At 59.4% G+C, this 18,036-nt stretch carries 20 protein-coding genes; 6 read left to right on the forward strand and 14 right to left on the reverse strand.

Going from position 1 to position 18,036, the window contains the following annotated elements:
* The 6 genes from EH31_RS04190 to EH31_RS04215 all read right to left on the reverse strand — a co-directional run bounded on the left by EH31_RS04190 (position 1) and on the right by EH31_RS04215 (position 5,243).
* Positions 1 to 666 carry a cytochrome b/b6 domain-containing protein gene (locus EH31_RS04190; RefSeq protein WP_034958258.1) on the reverse strand — a complete coding sequence of 222 codons (666 nt, stop codon included), beginning with the start codon at positions 664 to 666 and terminating at the stop codon, positions 1 to 3.
* Between the two features lie 22 nt (positions 667 to 688).
* The gene (locus EH31_RS04195; protein ID WP_034958260.1) at positions 689 to 1,207 is read right to left on the reverse strand and encodes a c-type cytochrome; all 519 of its coding nucleotides are present in this window, start codon (positions 1,205 to 1,207) and stop codon (positions 689 to 691) included.
* Between the two features lie 72 nt (positions 1,208 to 1,279).
* Complete coding sequence (locus EH31_RS04200) at positions 1,280 to 2,167, reverse strand: DUF1295 domain-containing protein (protein WP_034958261.1); 888 nt, start codon at positions 2,165 to 2,167, stop codon at positions 1,280 to 1,282.
* A gap of 165 nt (positions 2,168 to 2,332) precedes the next feature.
* Positions 2,333 to 3,019: a DsbA family oxidoreductase gene (locus tag EH31_RS04205; protein ID WP_034958264.1), complete on the reverse strand. Its 687-nt coding sequence runs from the start codon at positions 3,017 to 3,019 to the stop codon at positions 2,333 to 2,335.
* On the reverse strand, positions 3,016 to 3,921 hold the full coding sequence (nudC, locus tag EH31_RS04210) for an NAD(+) diphosphatase (RefSeq protein WP_034958265.1): 906 nt from the start codon (positions 3,919 to 3,921) through the stop codon (positions 3,016 to 3,018). The genes EH31_RS04205 and nudC overlap by 4 nt, the downstream gene beginning before the upstream one ends.
* Positions 3,921 to 5,243, reverse strand: coding sequence for a serine hydrolase domain-containing protein (locus EH31_RS04215; RefSeq protein WP_034958266.1), 1,323 nt, complete (start codon positions 5,241 to 5,243; stop codon positions 3,921 to 3,923). Before EH31_RS04215 ends, nudC begins: the two co-directional genes overlap by 1 nt.
* A 153-nt stretch (positions 5,244 to 5,396) precedes the next feature.
* Here EH31_RS04215 and EH31_RS04220 point away from each other — a divergent pair, with 153 nt between their 5' ends.
* On the forward strand, positions 5,397 to 5,618 hold the full coding sequence (locus tag EH31_RS04220) for a hypothetical protein (RefSeq protein ID WP_034958268.1): 222 nt from the start codon (positions 5,397 to 5,399) through the stop codon (positions 5,616 to 5,618).
* Between the two features lie 9 nt (positions 5,619 to 5,627).
* Here EH31_RS04220 and EH31_RS04225 read toward each other — a convergent pair whose 3' ends face one another.
* Positions 5,628 to 6,659: an A/G-specific adenine glycosylase gene (locus EH31_RS04225; protein WP_034958270.1), complete on the reverse strand. Its 1,032-nt coding sequence runs from the start codon at positions 6,657 to 6,659 to the stop codon at positions 5,628 to 5,630.
* A gap of 14 nt (positions 6,660 to 6,673) precedes the next feature.
* Here EH31_RS04225 and EH31_RS04230 point away from each other — a divergent pair, with 14 nt between their 5' ends.
* The 4 genes from EH31_RS04230 (at position 6,674) to EH31_RS04245 (ending at position 12,436) form a co-directional block, all read left to right on the forward strand.
* Entirely contained in the window at positions 6,674 to 7,252 is a 579-nt protein-coding gene (locus tag EH31_RS04230) for a DUF721 domain-containing protein (protein ID WP_034958272.1), read from the forward strand.
* A gap of 18 nt (positions 7,253 to 7,270) precedes the next feature.
* Positions 7,271 to 8,068, forward strand: coding sequence for a thioredoxin domain-containing protein (locus tag EH31_RS04235; protein WP_081853207.1), 798 nt, complete (start codon positions 7,271 to 7,273; stop codon positions 8,066 to 8,068).
* 170 nt (positions 8,069 to 8,238) lie between these two features.
* On the forward strand, positions 8,239 to 8,988 hold the full coding sequence (locus EH31_RS04240; protein ID WP_034958274.1) for a thioredoxin domain-containing protein: 750 nt from the start codon (positions 8,239 to 8,241) through the stop codon (positions 8,986 to 8,988).
* 22 nt (positions 8,989 to 9,010) lie between these two features.
* A complete protein-coding gene (locus EH31_RS04245; RefSeq protein WP_034958276.1) occupies positions 9,011 to 12,436 on the forward strand; it encodes an AAA family ATPase in 3,426 nt (1,141 codons plus the stop codon).
* 8 nt (positions 12,437 to 12,444) lie between these two features.
* Here EH31_RS04245 and EH31_RS04250 read toward each other — a convergent pair whose 3' ends face one another.
* The 6 genes from EH31_RS04250 to rpmF form a co-directional block, all read right to left on the reverse strand.
* Positions 12,445 to 13,302, reverse strand: coding sequence for a hypothetical protein (locus tag EH31_RS04250; protein ID WP_051698924.1), 858 nt, complete (start codon positions 13,300 to 13,302; stop codon positions 12,445 to 12,447).
* Between the two features lie 8 nt (positions 13,303 to 13,310).
* Complete coding sequence (locus EH31_RS04255) at positions 13,311 to 13,766, reverse strand: MerR family transcriptional regulator (RefSeq protein WP_034958277.1); 456 nt, start codon at positions 13,764 to 13,766, stop codon at positions 13,311 to 13,313.
* Between the two features lie 34 nt (positions 13,767 to 13,800).
* Positions 13,801 to 14,103: an integration host factor subunit alpha gene (locus tag EH31_RS04260; RefSeq protein WP_199796992.1), complete on the reverse strand. Its 303-nt coding sequence runs from the start codon at positions 14,101 to 14,103 to the stop codon at positions 13,801 to 13,803.
* A 118-nt stretch (positions 14,104 to 14,221) separates the two neighbouring features.
* The gene (locus EH31_RS04265; protein ID WP_034958975.1) at positions 14,222 to 15,211 is read right to left on the reverse strand and encodes a beta-ketoacyl-ACP synthase III; all 990 of its coding nucleotides are present in this window, start codon (positions 15,209 to 15,211) and stop codon (positions 14,222 to 14,224) included.
* Positions 15,212 to 15,307: 96 nt separating this feature from the next.
* Entirely contained in the window at positions 15,308 to 16,333 is a 1,026-nt protein-coding gene (plsX, locus tag EH31_RS04270; RefSeq protein ID WP_034958278.1) for a phosphate acyltransferase PlsX, read from the reverse strand.
* Positions 16,334 to 16,359: 26 nt separating this feature from the next.
* On the reverse strand, positions 16,360 to 16,542 hold the full coding sequence (rpmF, locus tag EH31_RS17160; RefSeq protein ID WP_081853208.1) for a 50S ribosomal protein L32: 183 nt from the start codon (positions 16,540 to 16,542) through the stop codon (positions 16,360 to 16,362).
* A 349-nt stretch (positions 16,543 to 16,891) separates the two neighbouring features.
* Here rpmF and EH31_RS04275 point away from each other — a divergent pair, with 349 nt between their 5' ends.
* Positions 16,892 to 17,287, forward strand: coding sequence for an MAPEG family protein (locus EH31_RS04275; protein ID WP_034958280.1), 396 nt, complete (start codon positions 16,892 to 16,894; stop codon positions 17,285 to 17,287).
* A gap of 31 nt (positions 17,288 to 17,318) precedes the next feature.
* Here the strand turns inward: EH31_RS04275 and EH31_RS04280 are convergent, their stop codons facing one another.
* Positions 17,319 to 17,960, reverse strand: coding sequence for an MBL fold metallo-hydrolase (locus tag EH31_RS04280; RefSeq protein WP_034958976.1), 642 nt, complete (start codon positions 17,958 to 17,960; stop codon positions 17,319 to 17,321).
* Positions 17,961 to 18,036 lie beyond the last annotated feature (76 nt).

The following is an 18,036-nucleotide window of genomic DNA, read 5'->3' on the forward strand; positions in this document are numbered from 1 at the left end:
TCAAGTGAGCAGCGGCGCCCCCAGATACACCCAGAACGCGATTCCCCCCGATACAGCCAGCGCGCCTAGCGCCCTGCCCCATGGTGCAGGGGGATTGTCTTCGACGCTCAGCGCCTTCTCGCCCTTCCCGGCAATCATCGGGCCGATCAGGTTCTGCGCCTGGAATGCTCCGTAAAGCCCCACGGTGGTGATGTGCAGGCCCACCATGCCGAAGACGACCCAGAAAAACCACTCGTGCGTTTCGGTCAGGAAATCGGCTGTTCCCACCCCGACAAGCGGGTTCAAAGGCCCGGTCGCGCCATCATAGGGATCGCCTGCGAAAAGGCCCATGCTGACTTGCGCAAGCATCAATCCCAGCAGCGCCAGAACCGCAAACGCGCCCAATGGATTGTGGCCCTTGTGCTCTTTATGAGGATAGCCGCCGCGAAGGTATGTGAGGAGAGCAACGGGGCCTTTCACAAAGCTGGAAAAGCGTGCCGTGTCGGTCCCGATGAGCCCCCAAATGACGCGGAATATGATGAGCGTGAGCAGCACATGGCCCAGCCGCATATGCCAGCCCCATTCGGAATTTTCGGCAGTGATATACATCGCAGGCAGAAGCAGAGCGAAAGACCAGTGCGTCAAGCGCACCGGCCAGTCCCAAATCCTTACCGCATGAGTGGTCATCGAAGGCTAACCGTCAGCGCGATCAATCATCGTCGACGCGGTATTTGTCGTGGCACGCCTTGCAACCGTTTTTGCCAAGGTTGCCGACCTGTCCGCGAACCGCCTCGGGATCGCCAGTGGCCGCTGCTGCCATCATGTCTTCGCTTGCCGCGATGCCATTTTCGATGGCTTTGGCAAACCCTTCAGGGTCTTCCCAAATCACCGCGAGTGCTTCTGTGTCATAACCTGCTTCCATGCTCGATCCTGCGGGGAAGAGGTCGGGCAGACGCTTCAACCGCTCATTGATGTCAGCGGCCGCTGGCGTAATCACCGCAAAATCTGGGGCGTCAGTTTCAAGCTGTTCGCGGATCGCTTTAAAGCTGTCGCCGATGGCCTCGAAATTGTCCTGACGCTGTTTGATCTCTGCGGGCGCATCTCCCGCAGGTGCTGCGGTTTCTTCGGCGGTTTCTTCGGCGCCATTTCCTGCACCGCCGCTACACGCAGCAAGCAGTGCAAAGGCGGAAACAGCGGCAAAAACGGAAAGGGAAGGTGTGCGGGCCATAAGGCTCTCCTTAGTCAATGACGATCCCCGCAGAAGGTGTATCGCAAGGCTTCACAATCTCAAAGGGCGATTTCACGCCGAAGGCGGTTTGGGGAACAACGCCGGCGTGTTCTTGCGATAGGCCTGATAGGCCGGATCATCGCCCCAACGCTCTTTCGCCTGCTCGTCCTGCAAATTGATCCCGCTGATCCGGGTCAGCAGCAGGTAAACAAAGATCGGGGAGATCACGACCAGCCATGAAAGGCCCGAAAGGATAGGGATCGCAATCACAAACATGCCGAACCACAAAGTAATCTCGCCAAAGTAATTGGGGTGACGCGACCATCGCCAAAGGCCCACATTGATGAATTTGCCCTTGTTTGCGGGGTCTTTCTTGAACGCGCTTTTCTGCGCATCAGCGACCGTTTCGAACACAAAGCCGACGAGCCAGATGGCCGCACCTGCATAGAAGAAAACATCGATGGGCGCGCGCGCCTCTGAGGTAATGATCGCAACGGCTGCCGACGCTGTCAGGATCACCCAGAGCGCTTGCAATGTCCACGCCGCGAGAAAGCGAGGCGGATTGACCCGGATCTTGTCAAACCGGCTGTCCGCGCCGCCTGCGGCATGGATGCGGATATAAAGGAACGTGCCAAGGCGAATGCACCAGACCGCGACCATCGCGGCAACCACCATGCTGCGCGTATCAAGGCCGCCGTGGTGCGCAATCGCTGCGTAAACGGCAAAGGCTGTGACCGACAGATATGTGATCGCGCCGACCGTGTCGTAAAACTTGTCGCTCTTTGCGATGGCTGAAGGGACGAAGGCAACCCAGTTGATGACCAGCGCCAGCCACCCGGTGAGATACATCGCGGGACTGCCAAATACATCGACACTGCCGCTCCCCGCAAAGCCCGAGAACGCGATCGCGATCACTGTGACGAACGCCACAACAGCCAAGCTTTTCACCGATTTCCCCATCGTGTTTTCCCTAAGTCCTGTTCTTTTCTGCCGCCCTGCGCCGAGCCCTCTCCAAGGTCAAACGAACGTCATGTTGCTCGTGACCCTCGATTGAGCTCGCGCCGTTTTTGTAACTAGCGTTTAACTCGTCCATCCGTTCCGCAATGCGGAGAACGCCCAAGAGTTTTACCCCCTCGATTTTTCGGCCACTTTGCGCAGGACATTGACATAAGTCTCTGGCCCTTGCGCGCCCGGCACCATGAATTTGCCGTTGATAATCATCGCAGGAACGCCGCTGATGTTGAGGTCCGATGCCTGGCGTTCTTCGGCAATGACACGCGCCTCAAGCTCTGTATCCTCAAGCGCGGCCTTCGCAGCGCCCCGGTGGACGCCGACACTGGCCGCAATATCGACCAGCACATCGTGCTTGGAAAGGTCGCGGCGCTGATTGAAATGGGCCTCGAACAAAGCGAGTTTGAGGTTCGTTTGAACCTCTGGACCCATTTGCTCAAGCGTCAGTCCGAGAAGCTTGTGACAATCGCGCGTGTTCCACATCATGGCTGGCGGTGCCGGGTCTTCGCCGCCTTCATAGGTGAGCGAGACGCCTGCATTTTCAGCAATAGAGCGCATCTGCCCGCGCATTTTCGCGCCTTCTTCGGCAGAGCGGCCATATTTGCGAGCGAGATGTGCCTCTTGCTCTTCGCCCTCAATCGGCATGTCGGGATTAAGCTCAAACGGGCGCCAGCGGATTTCGGCTTCGATCTCGCCTTCAAGCTGGCCCAAGGCCTGCCCCAACTGGCCATATCCAATCGCGCACCACGGGCACATGACATCGGAATAAATGTCGATGGTCAGTTTTTGAGGCTCACTCATGCGGGTTTATCCAGCCACCATTGCATCAGATTATGCGCAATTGCATGGGGCGGCGGGGCGTGGAAGGGCCCTTCGCCTTTTAACGCGCTTCCCACTTCTTCGCGGGTGTACCAATTGATCTCGGCCATCTCGGTCTCGTCGATGACAAGCGCATCGTCATCGGCATAAGAATGGCACGCAATCATCAGCTGGCTTGGGAAAGGCCAGGGCTGGCTTGCGACATATTCGACATCGCGCACCCGGACGCCCGATTCCTCGAACACTTCGCGCGCCACCGCTTCTTCGATGGTTTCACCCGGTTCAACAAAGCCAGCCAGCGCGGAAAAACGCCCTTCGGGCCAGCCAAGTCCCCGGCCAAGCATCAGTTTGCCTTCATATTCGGCGAGCATGATGGTAACAGGATCGGTGCGCGGGAAATGCTGCGAGCTGCACGACGGACAATTTCTCTGCCAACCGCCCTTGGCAATTTCTGTCGGAGCGCCGCATTGCGCACAATGCCGGTGGCGCGCGTGCCAATCGATGAGGCTGCGCGCCCCGCCGTAAAGCGCCAGATCACCCGGGTCCAGGTTCGCCATAAGCGCCCAGAGCCGAGGGTTGGCCATGCGCGGAGAGGCATCTCCTTTGGCCGGAACAGCGGCAAAGCACGCCTTCTCGCCGCCGCCCTCTCGGTCAATGCCAAGGAACACCAGCTCTGCATCTTCGGGCGCATCGGCAAGCGTGCCCCACGCAAGACGCCCCCTATCATCGAGCAGCGGCATCAATGAATCCAGCAAAAGAAACTTTGCCTTCCAGTTCATCAAGCCGCCAAGCGCGTCCTTATCCGCACGGATATTATCCGCCCGGTCAATCGGCGATCCGGCAAAGGCGATGTGCCCCTTATAGCCTTCCGCTCCTCTGGCCATTAAGCCGCTTTCTTGGCGCGCATCGCTGCCGTGTCAGCCTCAATCGCGGCCATATATTCGTCGCGAACGGGCAGAGCATCGGACGGCATATATTGGGTGAACAGACATGCGCGCAGGCCCAGATTGTAATCGACCGCCGCAAGCGTCCCTGCCGCTCCGCCCCAGCCAAATGTGCCATTGACGCTGCGCCCGCCAGCGCCGTGGCCCTGACCTTCCATCCACGTGCCGGAAAGGTCTGTCCCTTTGGGGAAGAGGTTGGAAACGCCCAGCCGCACCGCAGGCTCGCTCATCAAGCGGGTGTTGCCAAGTTTGCCGTAACCCAGAAGCATACGCAGGAAGCGGTCGTAGTCCTTGGGAGAGGAGACAAGGCCCGCACCCCCCGTCGGGAACGCGCCTTTTTCAAGATAAACCGAGCTTGCCGCAGGATCGATCGGGAAGGCGGTTCCGTTCAAAAGGCCGTAATTGTCTGTGAAGCGTTCCACATTTTCGGAAGCGACGAAGAATGCCGTGCTGTCCATGCCGCAAGGACCAAAAATCCGCTCTTGCAGGAATTCATCAAACGGCTGACCGCTTGCCACTTCGATGACACGGCCCAGCAGATCAAGGCCCATCGAATAGCTGAATTTCGTGCCCGGTTGCAGGACGAGCGGGAATTTGGCCAGTTCATCGGCAAAGGCTTCAAGGCTGGGCGCAGGATCACCGCGGAAAATGCCCGGAATTGGCAGACGCGTTACGCGGCCTGCGACAACCCCTGCCTCATTGTAAGCCTCGACAATCGGGCCTTTCTGGATGATGCCATAACCGATGCCCGCCGTGTGGGTGAGCAAGTGGCGAACCGTGATATGGCTCTTCGCAGGCTCAAGGTTTTCCTCAGTGATGGCGCCGTCATATTCGACCTGCACCATCATATCTTTGTACGCTGGGAGAAACTCGTGGATCGGCTGGTCAAGGCTCATCACGCCTTCATCGATCAGGATCATCGCTGCCATGCCGGTCACCGGCTTGGTCATCGAATAGATGCGGTAGAGCGTATTTTCATCGACAGCTACGTCGGAATTCAGAGCCAATGTGCCCCCGCCGACGTGGTGCGCATGGTCTTCCTGACCCCATCCGAAGGTGAGGTACATCTGCGCAACTTTGCGGCTCTCAAGGTACTTTCGCGCCATCGCGGCCACGTTGGGCCAGCTTTCATCAACGCTGTGCGCCAGCAACTCGCGCCCGAACGGCAGCGTCGCCAATGTTGCACCAGCAGCGGCATAGGCCGAGCCACGCAAAAGCGAACGGCGTGAAAGATCAGAATTTGCGAAATTACGGTAGGCCAAAGGTATCTCTCCGAAATGCGTCAATGCGCGTGTTGGTGATCTTTTGGGGGAGCGCGGCTGAACCGTCAATTACGTTGTTAAACAGGACCTGAAGGCGCGCCCTTGAACAAGGATGGTCTTGAACCGTGAGGGTGTGCTGCCCATATAACACACATGGGAAATATACTTGCTTATCTTTTCGGGCTCATCAGCCTTGTCATCGTCATCCCCTCGACCATCCCCCTTCTTGGCTGGGGCAACTGGCTTGCCTTGCCGCTGATTGTGATCGGGATTATCTTTGGCGCGCTGTCGTCCAGCGACGGGGGCCGCAACTTTTGTCTTGTGGTGTTCCTGATCGCATCGGTGCGTCTGGCGCTTGGCGGCGGCTTTATCTAAGCCCTGCTTTTAGGCCAGCGCCAGCCGCGCGGCCTTGGCAAAGAGTGTAGGAAGCCCCGCCGCTTCTATCTCGCTTAAAGGCCACCATTCACCCTCACCAGAAGGCACAGCAGCGCCGTCAATTCGCACCAGTTCGAGCGTTAAATGCGCATGGGTGAAGGTGTGCCTTACTGCGCCAAGGCTTGTCATCTCGCCCTCAAGCGGAGCCGCGTCGCAGCCATTTGAGCGCGCGCTCCAGCCATCATCAGGCAGGCTTCGCATCCCGCCCAGCATTCCGGTGCCCGGACGTTTGACCAACCACACGCGTTCCTCACGCTCGATCCAGAAAGCGGTTCCACGCCGCTCGGGCTTTGCCTTTTTCGCAGGTTTGACGGGCAAGCGCTCAGGCTCGCCTGCGGCCCGTCCCTCACACACGTCGGATAATGGGCACAAAAGGCATCGCGGCGCTTTGCTGGTGCAGATTTGCGAGCCTATATCCATCATGCTTTGCGCAAAATCGCCAGCGCGCACCTCAGGCGTAATCGTGTCCGTCTTCTCGCGAATAGCTTTGCGAGAGCCCGGCAACGGCTCTTCGATATTGAACAGTCGCGAGACCACCCGCTCCACATTGGCGTCCACCACAACCGCGCGCTGACCAAAGGCGATGCTTGCGATGGCAGCGGCGGTGTAGGCACCCAGCCCCGGCAGTTTGAGCAATTCCGCCTCGGTTTCGGGAAAGCCGCCCATCTGCGCCACAACCCGCGCGCATTTCACCAGATTGCGCGCGCGGCTGTAATATCCAAGGCCTGCCCAGGCCGCCATCACGTCCTCATCGCTCGCCCCGGCAAGATCGAAGACGGTCGGCCAAATGCGCGTGAACTTTTCAAAGTAAGGCTTCACCGCCGCAACTGTTGTTTGTTGCAGCATGACCTCCGACAACCACACGCGGTAAGGCCACGCATCGTCGTTTGGCGGCGGCGCTCCCGGCGCATTGCGCCAGGGAAGCGCGCGGGCATGGGCATCATACCAGTCCAAAAGAGTGTCAGATATGGTGGCGGTCACGGTGCGGCTATGGCATGGGCAATTGCACCATGGGAAGCGACACCGACAAAAAGCCCCCGAAAAAGGGAACAGGCTCAAAAGGACGGCCCAAAAAAGCGGGCAAGCCCTACACCCGTCCGCGTGGCCGGGGCGCAAAGGCCATCGGTGATCTGATGCCCGAAATCGGCCGCACCGCCTTTCGCCGCTTTGGCTTTGTGCAAAGCAGCGTTGTCACCCGCTGGCCCGAGATTGTGGGGCCAACCCATGCATTGGTGTGCTCTCCCGAAGCGATCCGTTTCCCCCCCGGTGAAAAGTCCGAGGGCATATTGCAACTGGTGGTAAAGCCCGCGCACGCGCCGCTGATCCAGCAAGTGCTGCCGGAGATTATCGAACGGGTGAACCGCTTCTTTGGTTACAAGGCCGTGGCGCGCGCGAAAATCCGGCAAGGCGAGGTTAAGCCTCCCTCTGGCATCGCCCGCCCCAAGCCGCCGCCATCGCTCAAACCCATTCCGATGGAATTGGGGGACAGTTTGCGCGATATCGGGGATCCGGAACTGCGCACCGTATTGGAATCGCTGGCGCGCAGTCTGGGTGATAAAGAGCCTGAAAATTAACGGGAAGACGATTAAGACATGAAACCCTTCAAACGAGCAGCTTTTAGCGCTGTGAGTGCTTTTGGATTGGCCTTGGGTGTGGCTGTTGCGGGCGGGCCGGCAACGGCCCAAGACGCCGACAGCAGCGTACAGGACGGGGCAGACCAGCTAAAAGACGTGCCAAGCGCGTTCAAAGGCTCTGGCCGCCGCGCATCGTGGCACGCAGAAGTCGTCGCCACTGATCGCGGCCATATGATCGGCAACCCGCAGGCCGAAGCATCGCTCATCGAATGGATCAGCTACACCTGCAGCCACTGTGCAACATTCGCACGCGAAGGCGAAGGCGCGCTGGACCTGGCGCTACTTGCCCCGGGTCACATGAATGTCGAAGTGCGCCCCGTCATCCGTAATGTGGTTGATCTCACCGTCTCAATGCTTGTCCAATGCGGCAGTGCAGAAGGGTTCAAGGACCGCCACCGGATGTATCTGATGCAGCAGGACAAATGGCTCGAAAAAGCGCGCACCGCCCCTGAGGCTCAACGCGCGTCCTGGGCATCGGGCAGCAAATCTGCGCGCCTCAGCATGGCAGCGGCGCTTGACCTTGATGATATGCTCGCGACACGCGGCGCAAGCCGAATGGATATCACCACCTGCCTTAGCGATGATGCAGCCGCGCAAAAGCTCGTGCAAAACGGCGCAGCGGACCGCGAAGAGTTCTCCGTCAATTCAACCCCAAGCTTTGCCTTGGACGGTAAGTTGTTGAACGAGGTTCACGCATGGGGCACGCTTTACCCAGTCATCGCACAGCGGTTCAAACCTGAAAATTCATCAAAGTAATCGCCTCAAGAGGAGCCAATTTCACGCGCTTTATCAGATAAGTCGGCGTGATTTCTCATGGGATTTCACCTATCCACTCCCTTTTGCACAGGCTGCCGATAGGATGCTCTTTTCGAGCGTGCGGCCTTGCGTATAGTCTTTTTGCTTAAATCAGAGGATTCTTGACTGTCATGACCGCCTTTAAAAGCTCATTGAAATTCGCCTTTGCCGCGCCTCTTGCGCTTGTCCTTGCCGCATGCGGCGGGGATGCTGCCGATGGCGACCTTGAAGGCGATGTCATCGCTCCCATCGAAGCGCCTGATGGCACCAATTGGGGTGAAACCGTCACGGTCAGCGATTTCGACGGCTATGTTCTTGGCAATCCTGAAGCGCCATTGAAGCTGGTGGAATACGCTTCGCACACCTGCGGCGGCTGCGCAGCGTTCTCGGCTCAGGCAAAACCGGGCATCAAGGAATACGTCGCAACCGGCGTTGTCAGCTTTGAACAGCGCAATCTTGTGCGTGACCCGATCGACTTGACTGTCGCGACCCTTGTTCGCTGCGGCGCGAAAGAGAATATGCAGGTTCTCTCTGACGAGGCATGGGGTTTTCTGCCGCAAATCTTTGAAAACGTGAACCGCAATCAGGCTCAATACGAAGCCGCTGGCAACGCACCCATCGACACGCGTCTTGTGATGATCGCAGAAGCCGCTGGCCTTATCGACTTCTTCGCAGCGCGCGGCCTTTCGGCCGATCAACAGCGCACCTGCTTGACCGATACGGACACCATCCAAAGCATTGCCGACAATTCGGCAGAGCAAGGCAAAGAGCTGAACATCACGGCGACACCAACCTTTATCCTCAACGACCGCAAGCTTGATACGCTTGGTTGGGAAGACCTTGAGGCGACCCTGCAACGCGCCGGGGCGCGTCAGGAATAACGAGGAACACAAAACCACCGCCATGCAGATCAGCCGGCTCAAACTCTCAGGCTTCAAAAGCTTTGTAGAACCGGCTGAATTGCGCATTGAACCGGGCCTTACCGGGGTCGTTGGCCCCAATGGCTGCGGCAAATCCAATGTGCTTGAGGCTATCCGCTGGGTCATGGGGGAAACCTCGGCCAAGTCGATGCGCTCTGGCGGGATGGAGGATGTGATCTTCGCAGGGACCGATACCCGGCCCCAGCGCGCCTTTGCCGAAGTCATCCTGCACGCGACCGACGATCAGGGCGAAGAGCTTGTCGTCACTCGCCGGATCGAGCGCGGTGCTGGCTCTGCCTACCGCGTCAATGGCCGCGACGTGCGCGCAAAAGACGTGGCGCTGACCTTTGCCGATGCGGCAACGGGCGCGCATTCGCCTGCATTGGTGAGCCAGGGCAAGATCGCTCAGGTGATCGCGGCAAAGCCTGCCGAACGGCGCATGATGCTCGAAGAAGCGGCGGGAATCGCTGGCCTTCACGTCCGGCGCAAGGATGCAGAGAGCAAGCTTCGTTCGACCGAGAAGAATTTGGAGCGTTTGGAAGACCTCATGGCGGGGCTGGACTCGCAAATGGCGTCATTGAGGCGTCAGGCGAAGCAGGCCGAGCGCTACACCAAGCTGACCGATCAGATCCAACACGCAGAGGCCCGCGTTGTCTTTGCCCGCTGGCGCGATGCGGCCTATGCGGCGAAAGAAGCCCGCGCGGCAGCCCAAGGGGCAGAGGACCGCGTTACACAGGCCCAAGCCGCAGCCACCGAGGCGCAAAAGCAGCAGGCAGAAGCAGCCGCGACGCTGGCAGAAGCGCGCGAAGAGCTGGCCGACCGGCGCGATGATGCAAGCGCGCATGGGCACCGCATGGCGGCTTTGTCGGAGAAACTGGACGCGGCAGAACAGCGCCTCAAGGATTTGGAGCGTCAGCGCACAAGGCTCGAAGAAGACCGCAAGGATGCCGACCGCCTGACCAAGGATGCGGCCGAGGCCCTGACACGGCTCGAACGCGAGGTTGAGGCCTCGCAGGCGAGCGTCACCAAAGCCGAGGGCGAGCGCCCTGCCCTTGCCAATCGCAGCGAAGATGCCGAACGCGCCAGCCGCACCGCCGAGCTTGCTCTGGCGAAAGCGACCGCTGACCATGCCGGGGTCGAGGCCGAATGGCGGGTGGCAGAGGCGGCGATTGAACAGGCGCAAACGCGGCTCAGCCGGTTGGAGCGCGAAGGCGAGCGGATCGCAGCAACGCGCGCCGAGCTTGCCGATGGTTCGGACGTTGAGGCCGATGTCATTGCCGCGCGTGAAGCGGTGGATGCGGCGACAAGCGAAGTGGCCCGCCTGCGCACCCGCCTTGAGGAAGAGCAATCACGCAAGGGCGAATTGCAAACCGCGCGCGATGATGCGGCAACCGCGCTTGCCAATGCGAAGGCGGAGCTTGCCGGGATCGAGCGCGAATATACGGCGCTTGTGCGCGACCGCGACGCACGCAGCAAACGCGAAAAGGGCCGCGTCGGCCTTCCCGCAGCATTGGACAAAGTGCGCATTGCCAAAGGATATGAGCGCGCAATTGCCGCTGTGCTTGGCCGCGATGCGAAGTCGCCTCTGGGCCTTCCCCCTGACAATCCCGATGGGCGGTTCTGGACCGGCGGCACCGGCGGCCCCTCGCCCGTGGCAGACAGCCTGCTCGACCAAATCACCGATTGCCCAGACGAATTGCGCGCGCGTCTGGCTCTTGTCCATGTCGCCGAAAGCGATGACGGGCGCGCGCTAAATCCGGGCGAATGGCTCGTCACCAAAGCTGGCCATCTGCGCCGCTGGGACGGCTTTATCGCACGCGGCGAAGGGTCGGCTGAGGCAGCGCGCTTGGAAGCCGCAAACCGGCTAAGCGAGTTGGAAGTCCAGCTTCCCCCATTGCGCGAGGCGGTCGATAAAGCAGCGCTTGAGGAAACTTCCGCGCGCGAAGAACTGACCGCATTGCAGACGGGTCTGGTCGCACAGGAACGCGATCTTGCCGGCGCGATTGAGGCCGAACGCAGCGCCCTGCGCCGTCTCGACCAGGCAGAGGCCGCCCGCGAACGCAATGCGGCGCGGCTTGAGGAACTGGCTGCATCCAGCGAGGAGCTCGAAGAGCAACTTTCATCCGCCAAGGCCGAGGTGACAGCCGCCGAGGAAGCGCGCTCTGCCCTGCCCTCGCCCGACACCGGACGCGCCGCTCTCGAAGCCGCCCGCGCCAAGCATGAGGCGGCGAAATCCGGCGTGCAGGCGGCGATGGCTGAGCTTGCGGCGCACGATCAAGGGCTCGCGGTTGCCCGCGAAAGACTGGCCGCGCAACAGGCTGACAAGAACAATTGGCAAGCGCGTTCGGGCGAGGCGACCAAGCGCGTGGCCGATGCCAATTACCGCCTTGAAGAAATCAGTCAGGAGCACGCGGTCTATGCCGCCAAGCCTGCGTCTTTGATGGCCGAGATCGAGCAAGGCGATGTCATCGCCAAGCGCCTGACCGAGGACCTGCAAAAAGCGCAAAGCCAGATGGACCGCTGCCAGGACGCGATTGCAGATGCGGATCGCCAGCTTGCAGCTGCGCAAGAAGCGCTCGCCGTTGCCCGCGAAGGCCGCGCCACTCTGGCTGCGCGCGCGGAAAACGAAGAGGCGCGGCAGGCCGAAATGGCGCGAATATCGGGCGAGAAATTCCAATGCCCGCCCCCGCTTCTCGCCGAACGCTTTGAATTCGACGAAGAGAGCGTCGAGCCCGCCTCCACCGAAAGCGCAGAGATGGAGCGCCTCACCGCCAGCCGCGAGCGGATTGGTCCGGTGAACCTTGTCGCCGCAGATGAACTTGCCCGGATCGAGGAAGAGCACGGCACAAGCGCATCGGAACAAGCCGAACTGGTCGAAGCGGTGGGCCGCCTGCGCGCATCCATCGGCAATCTCAACCGTGAAGGCCGCGAACGCCTTCGCGCCGCATTCGAAGAGGTCGACGGCCACTTCCGCGTGCTGTTCACCCGCCTGTTCCAAGGGGGCAAAGCGCATCTTGCGCTGGTCGATAGCGATGATCCGCTTGAGGCAGGCCTTGAGATTTATGCGCAGCCGCCGGGCAAGAAATTGCAGAGCCTTTCGCTTCTGTCAGGCGGGGAACAGGCATTGACCGCGACCGCTTTGATCTTCGGCCTGTTCCTCACAAACCCCGCGCCCATTTGCGTTCTCGACGAGGTCGACGCGCCGCTCGATGACGCCAATGTCGAGCGCTTCTGCGACCTGCTGGATTCCATGGTGGAGACCACCAAGACGCGCTATCTCATCGTCACTCACAATGCGGTCACGATGAGCCGGATGCACCGGTTGTTCGGGGTCACAATGGCCGAACAAGGCGTCTCGCGCCTTGTCAGCGTGGATCTGGGCGAAGCGGCCCTAATGGCGGCGGAATAGCCCCCTGCTCACCACTCAGAATAGCGCAGAAGCAGCCATTTCCTGCCGACCAAGGCATCGGAAAGCCTCTGAACAGCATCGCCAGGCGCAGCGGAATAAAGTTTCGCGATATCCCGAGCGAGCGCCTTGGCCTCCTCGCTTTCCAGCGCACGATCACGGAAAAATCCGAGATTGCTTGCGCCCACACCAGACAATTTCAACCCGTGATGCGTCTCAAAATGCCGCGCGACCGCGTAGCATTGCATCGGGGTCAAATCAGAGCTGAAATACCCATTCGGCAGCGCCGCCAATGCGTCAGCGGCTGTGTCGACAGGGACAAATTGGAAGTGGATTTCACGCACCAGATCGGGCGCAAGTGCAGCGTCCGGATCAAGGATCAACGCATCGGGAAAGGCAGGTCCTTCGTCATCCCCCGCCTGCCAATCGAGCAGACCGCAAGCATCATCGAAGGACATCTGTGCAGAAAGCGCCTTAAGGTTCACCAGCCTGATCGCAAGTTCGGCTTCCGTGGTCAGGTAACCGATATGCTCTCCGTCCTCGAAGCATTCACGAGGTAGCGAGGACAAGTCATGTCCTTCGACTGCATCGAGCTGATGCTTCTGCGTCGCGTGAACTGATGTGTAGAGCGCTTGCCCGGGATTATCGAGCGTCGCTAGAACACGTTTGTCAGGATGCTCAGCCTGTAAAGCAGCGTAGGTTTCGCAAAGCGCCTCAAAGCTGCCCACATTTTCCGCAATCACACCGTTACAAAGCAGATCGTGGAAACGCCTCTTATCGGCTTGCTCGAAAGGCGTTATCCGCCTTGGTTTGGGTTCAAATGCGGGTTTGGTCGCAGGTTTTCCTTTGCCGAAACCAAACAACCCCACGGGTCATCCTAAGCTTCAATCGCGCGTGCAAGCCGGGCGCGAATTTCTTTTAGCTTTCCGATGCTTTCAGCGATTGCCGACCCGTCACCAGATTGAGCAGCAGTCTGGGGCTGAGAAGCCTCCGGTTGAGGCGCACCGGGTGAAAACTCTTCGCCATCGCGCCGGTCAAATTCGCGGCGTTCGCTTTTGCGGCGCTCGGACCCGGCTACACCTTCGGAGCGCAGAACAGCCTCTGCGCCTTTGAGAGTATAGCCCTCTTCGTTGACGAGCCGATTGATCGCCTCGACCATTTCGATGTCGCTTGGGCGATAAAGCCTGCGCCCGCCGCTGCGCTTCATCGGTTTGAGCAGCGAAAACTGCTGCTCCCAATAGCGCAGGACGTGAGGCTTGATATTCAGCGCCTCGCTAACCTCGCCAATCGTGCGAAAGGCGCTTTTCGCTTTACCGTCTGCGAAGTCTGCCATTTCAGCGCGCTTTCATCCCAATAATCGCCTCGCGTTATGACGCGCCGGCGATCTTTTCTTTGAGCAATTGGCTTGCGCGGAAAGTCAGTACACGGCGCGGCGTGATTGGAACCTCAACGCCGGTCTTGGGGTTGCGGCCAACACGCTCATTCTTGTCGCGCAGCACAAAGCTACCAAAGCCGGAGATTTTGACGTTTTCGCCATTCGCCAAGGCATCGGACATCTTTTCCAAAATGGCCTCGACCAGATCGAGCGATTCAGCGCGGCTAAAGCCCATCTTGCGATTGATCGTCTCGGCCAGATCGGCCCGAGTAAGAGTGCCAACTGAACGCATCATATGCAAAACTCCCTGATCGGCGCGACCCATTAAGTGATGGGAGCATAAGGCTTTTCCCACGCCTGCGCAAATGAAGTGTTGGTATCACACAAATCTGGCGCATCTATACAAATTGAGATCAGATTCGGATAAGACTTGCGCCCCACGTAAATCCGCCGCCCATCGCCTCCATCAGTACCAGATCCCCTGCCTTGATCCGGCCATCCTTGCGTGCCGTATCAAAGGCCAGCGGAACCGACGCGGCTGATGTGTTGGCGTGGCTGTCCACAGTCACAATGACGCGATCAGGCGAGATTTTGAGCTTGCGCGCGGTTGCATCAAGGATGCGTTTGTTTGCCTGATGCGGGACGATCCAGTCGATTTCATCGGCAGAAACGCCCGCATCTTCAATGACTTCTTTGAGGACATTGGAAAGGTTCACGACCGCGTGCTTGAACACTTCTGGCCCCCGCATGCGCAAATGGCCAACCGTTTGCGTCGTTGACGGGCCTCCATCAACATAGAGCAGATCGTGCTGCGCGCCGTCAGCGTGAAGGCTGCTCGCGATGATACCGGGCTGGGCTTTAGTCCCGCTTTTCTCAGCCAAATCGGATGAATCAGGCGATTCCAACACAATAGCGCCCGCCCCATCGCCAAACAGGACGCAGGTCGTGCGGTCCTCCCAATCAAGGATCCGGCTAAAAGTCTCGGCCCCGATCACAAGCGCACGCTTTGCCTTGCCGGTCGAAAGCAGCGAGTCGGCAGTGGTCAGCGCATAAAGAAAGCCGGAGCAAACCGCCGCCACATCAAAAGCGATCCCGCCATTACAGCCCAGCGCGTGCTGAACCTTGGTCGCGGTCGCCGGGAAAGTGTTGTCAGGGGTGGCGGTCGCCAGAACAATCAGATCAATATCGCCAGCTGTAAGCCCCGCATCTTCCAATGCCGCCTTTGCCGCAGCAATGGCAAGCGTCGATGTCGTCTCACCCTCGCCCGCGATATAGCGTTGGCGAATGCCCGTGCGCTCGACAATCCATTCATCGGACGTGTCGACCATAGTGGCCATTTCGGCATTGGTGACAACGCGCTTTGGCAGAGCCGAGCCCGACCCCACGATTCGCGAGGTAGGCACTTTTGATCCTGTCACGAGCAAAGCTCCGATGGTTGACGTTACGTATCGCTTGGGGCCGCTTTCGGCCCGTTTCCGTTACGTTTCAAGGCCTCGCCCTTAAAAATTCGGGCCCAATTCGCCCAAGTCTTCCGCGATCCGGTCGATCAAACGGTTTTCCAGAAGTCGGGCGGCAACTGTTACGGCCTGCGCCACGCCCTTGGCTGTTGCGCTGCCGTGGCTTTTCACCACAACCCCGTTGAGGCCGAGGAAAACCGCGCCGTTGTGGTTGTTGGGGTCAAGATGGTGCTTCAAAAGCTCGGTCGCAGGCCGCGAGACGAGAAAGCCGATTTTTGACCGCAGCGAGCTTGTAAATGCCTGGCGCAAAAGGTCGGTCACAAAGCGGGCCGATCCTTCGATAGCCTTCAACGCGATGTTTCCGGAAAAGCCATCGGTCACGACAACATGCGTTTCACCGCGATTGATCTTGTCGCTTTCGACGAAACCGTCAAACTTCATCGCAAGCCCTTTTGCCTCGGTCAAAAGCAGCGCGGCATCGCGAAGCGCGCCTGTGCCCTTGTTGTCCTCGGTCCCGATGTTGAGGAGGCGCACTGTCGGGCTCTCAAACCCGTTGACGATGCGCGAGTACGCAGCGCCCATCACCGCAAATTGCACAAGGTTGCGCGCGTCCGCTTCGGTATTGGCGCCAAGGTCGAGCATCACCACATCGTGCGGCTCAAGCGTGGGCATAAGAGCGGCAAGCGCCGGGCGATCAATGCCAGGAAGAGTGCGCAGCGCAATCTTGCTCATCGCCATCAAAGCGCCGGTGTTGCCCGCGCTTACCGCTGCGCCAGCCGCACCTTCTTTTACCGCATTGACCGCAAGGCCCATGCTGGTGGTCTTGGCCCGGCGAATGGCTTTGGATGGCTGTTCATCACCGCTGATCACGTCGTCGCAGTGCAGGATTTCAGACGCTCCTGCCATGCCCGGATGGCTTTCCAGCGCACGCTTAATCCGCTCAGAATCGCCGACAAGCAGGAAGTGAAAGCCGGGATGCTCGCGGCGAGCAAGCGCCGCGCCCTCGACCATAACGCGCACGCCTTCATCGCCGCCCATCGCGTCGATTGCGATACGCGGGAGGGTCATGCGCAAAGTCCTTCTTTAGTGACGGGTTAAACGCCCTTGGGGGCAAGCACCAGACGGCCGTTGTAGTGGCCGCATGCGTTGCACATCATGTGCGGGCGCTTCAATTCACCGCAGTTGGAGCATTCCGTGAACGCTTCCACTTTGAGCGAATCATGCGCACGGCGATTTCCACGGCGATGCGGGGATACTTTTCTCTTAGGGACTGCCATGGCTCAGCCATTTCCTTAAATAATGCGTTGCAAAGCGCGGATTTCTGCGCCTTTTGTTGTTCGGTGACGCCCTTACGGCAAGGTCGCGCTCTGCACAAGGTGAATAACCCTCGCAAATGCGGGTCCGAGCCTGAACGGGCGGGAAGGCGCGCGATATAACGGAAATTTCCAAGCTTGCAAGCAGCGCGTGACGCAAAAGCTACAATTGGGCCGTTGTTTGGGCTGCTGAGTTCCGCTAACTCAGTTGCTGATTAAAACCAAAATTACGACTAAATCTATACGACCCTGAATCTATACGACCCTGAATCTATACGACCCTGAATCTTTACGACCGTGAGAGGATCGCCTGATGGAACTGCTCCCTGTGACACTATCGTCGGCTGCTGCGGCAGCGATATTGAATATCTGGCTGATGCTGCGCGTTGGCGCTGTGCGTCAGGCAGAGAAGATTTCGGTGGGTGATGAGGACAATGAGAACCTCATCCGCCGAATGCGCGCACAGGCCAATTTCGTCGAGAATGCGCCCTTTGTGCTGATCCTTCTGGCTGTGATTGAGCTGTCGGGGCGCGGAGAGCCATGGCTTGCGTGGGTGGCAGGTCTCTTCATCGTGGGCCGCATTGCGCACGCCTTTGGCATGGACGGCGGTTCAATGCAGGTGGGCCGGATGATCGGCACGCTTGTCTCGATGCTGACGCTGCTGGGGCTGGCCGTGGTGGCGGCGTTAATCGCTGGCGGAGTGATGTAAAAGAGTCTGGCGCGTTGAAAAGCGCGCCAGCTCAACTCAACGCGTAATCACTCACAAACGCATTGGTTTGGCGTTCGCGCCCGAAGGTGCTCGTTGGGCCGTGGCCGGGGATGAAGGTTATGTCTTCGCCCAGTGGCCACAGGCGCTGAGTTATCGAATCGATCAGGTCCTGATGATTGCCGCGCGGGAAATCTGTGCGACCGATGGAGCCTTGGAACAGGACATCGCCCACAATCGCGAACTTGCTGGGGCCGTGAACGAAGACCACATGGCCGGGCGTGTGGCCGGGGCAATGGATCACATCGAGGGTGAGGTCGCCCACCGTCACCGTATCGCCCTGCTCTAACCAACGGTCAGGCGTGAAGCTTTTCGCTTCCATCCCATAGCGCGCACCGTCGCTGTCGAGTTGCTCAATCCAGAAAAGATCGTCTTTGTGCGGGCCTTCGATAGGCACGCCCATCTCCTCCGCCAGCATCCCCGCCTGACCGCAATGGTCCAAGTGGCCGTGTGTGATGAGGATTTTCTCGAGCGTCACGCCTGCCTTGGCAATGCCGTCTTTAAGCTTGTGCAAGTCCCCACCCGGATCGGTGAGCGCCGCCTTCATTGTCTTTGTACACCAGATAAGCGAGCAGTTTTGCTGCAAAGGCGTCACAGGGATGATGGCGGCTTTCATTGGTGGTGTTTTCTGGGGCGGCTGTTTGGGCGTGTCGGTCATGAGTGAGGAAATGGCGCGGGCGTGGAACAAATGC

This window comes from Erythrobacter longus (assembly GCF_000715015.1).
In the GTDB taxonomy this organism is placed as follows: Bacteria; Pseudomonadota; Alphaproteobacteria; order Sphingomonadales; family Sphingomonadaceae; genus Erythrobacter; species Erythrobacter longus.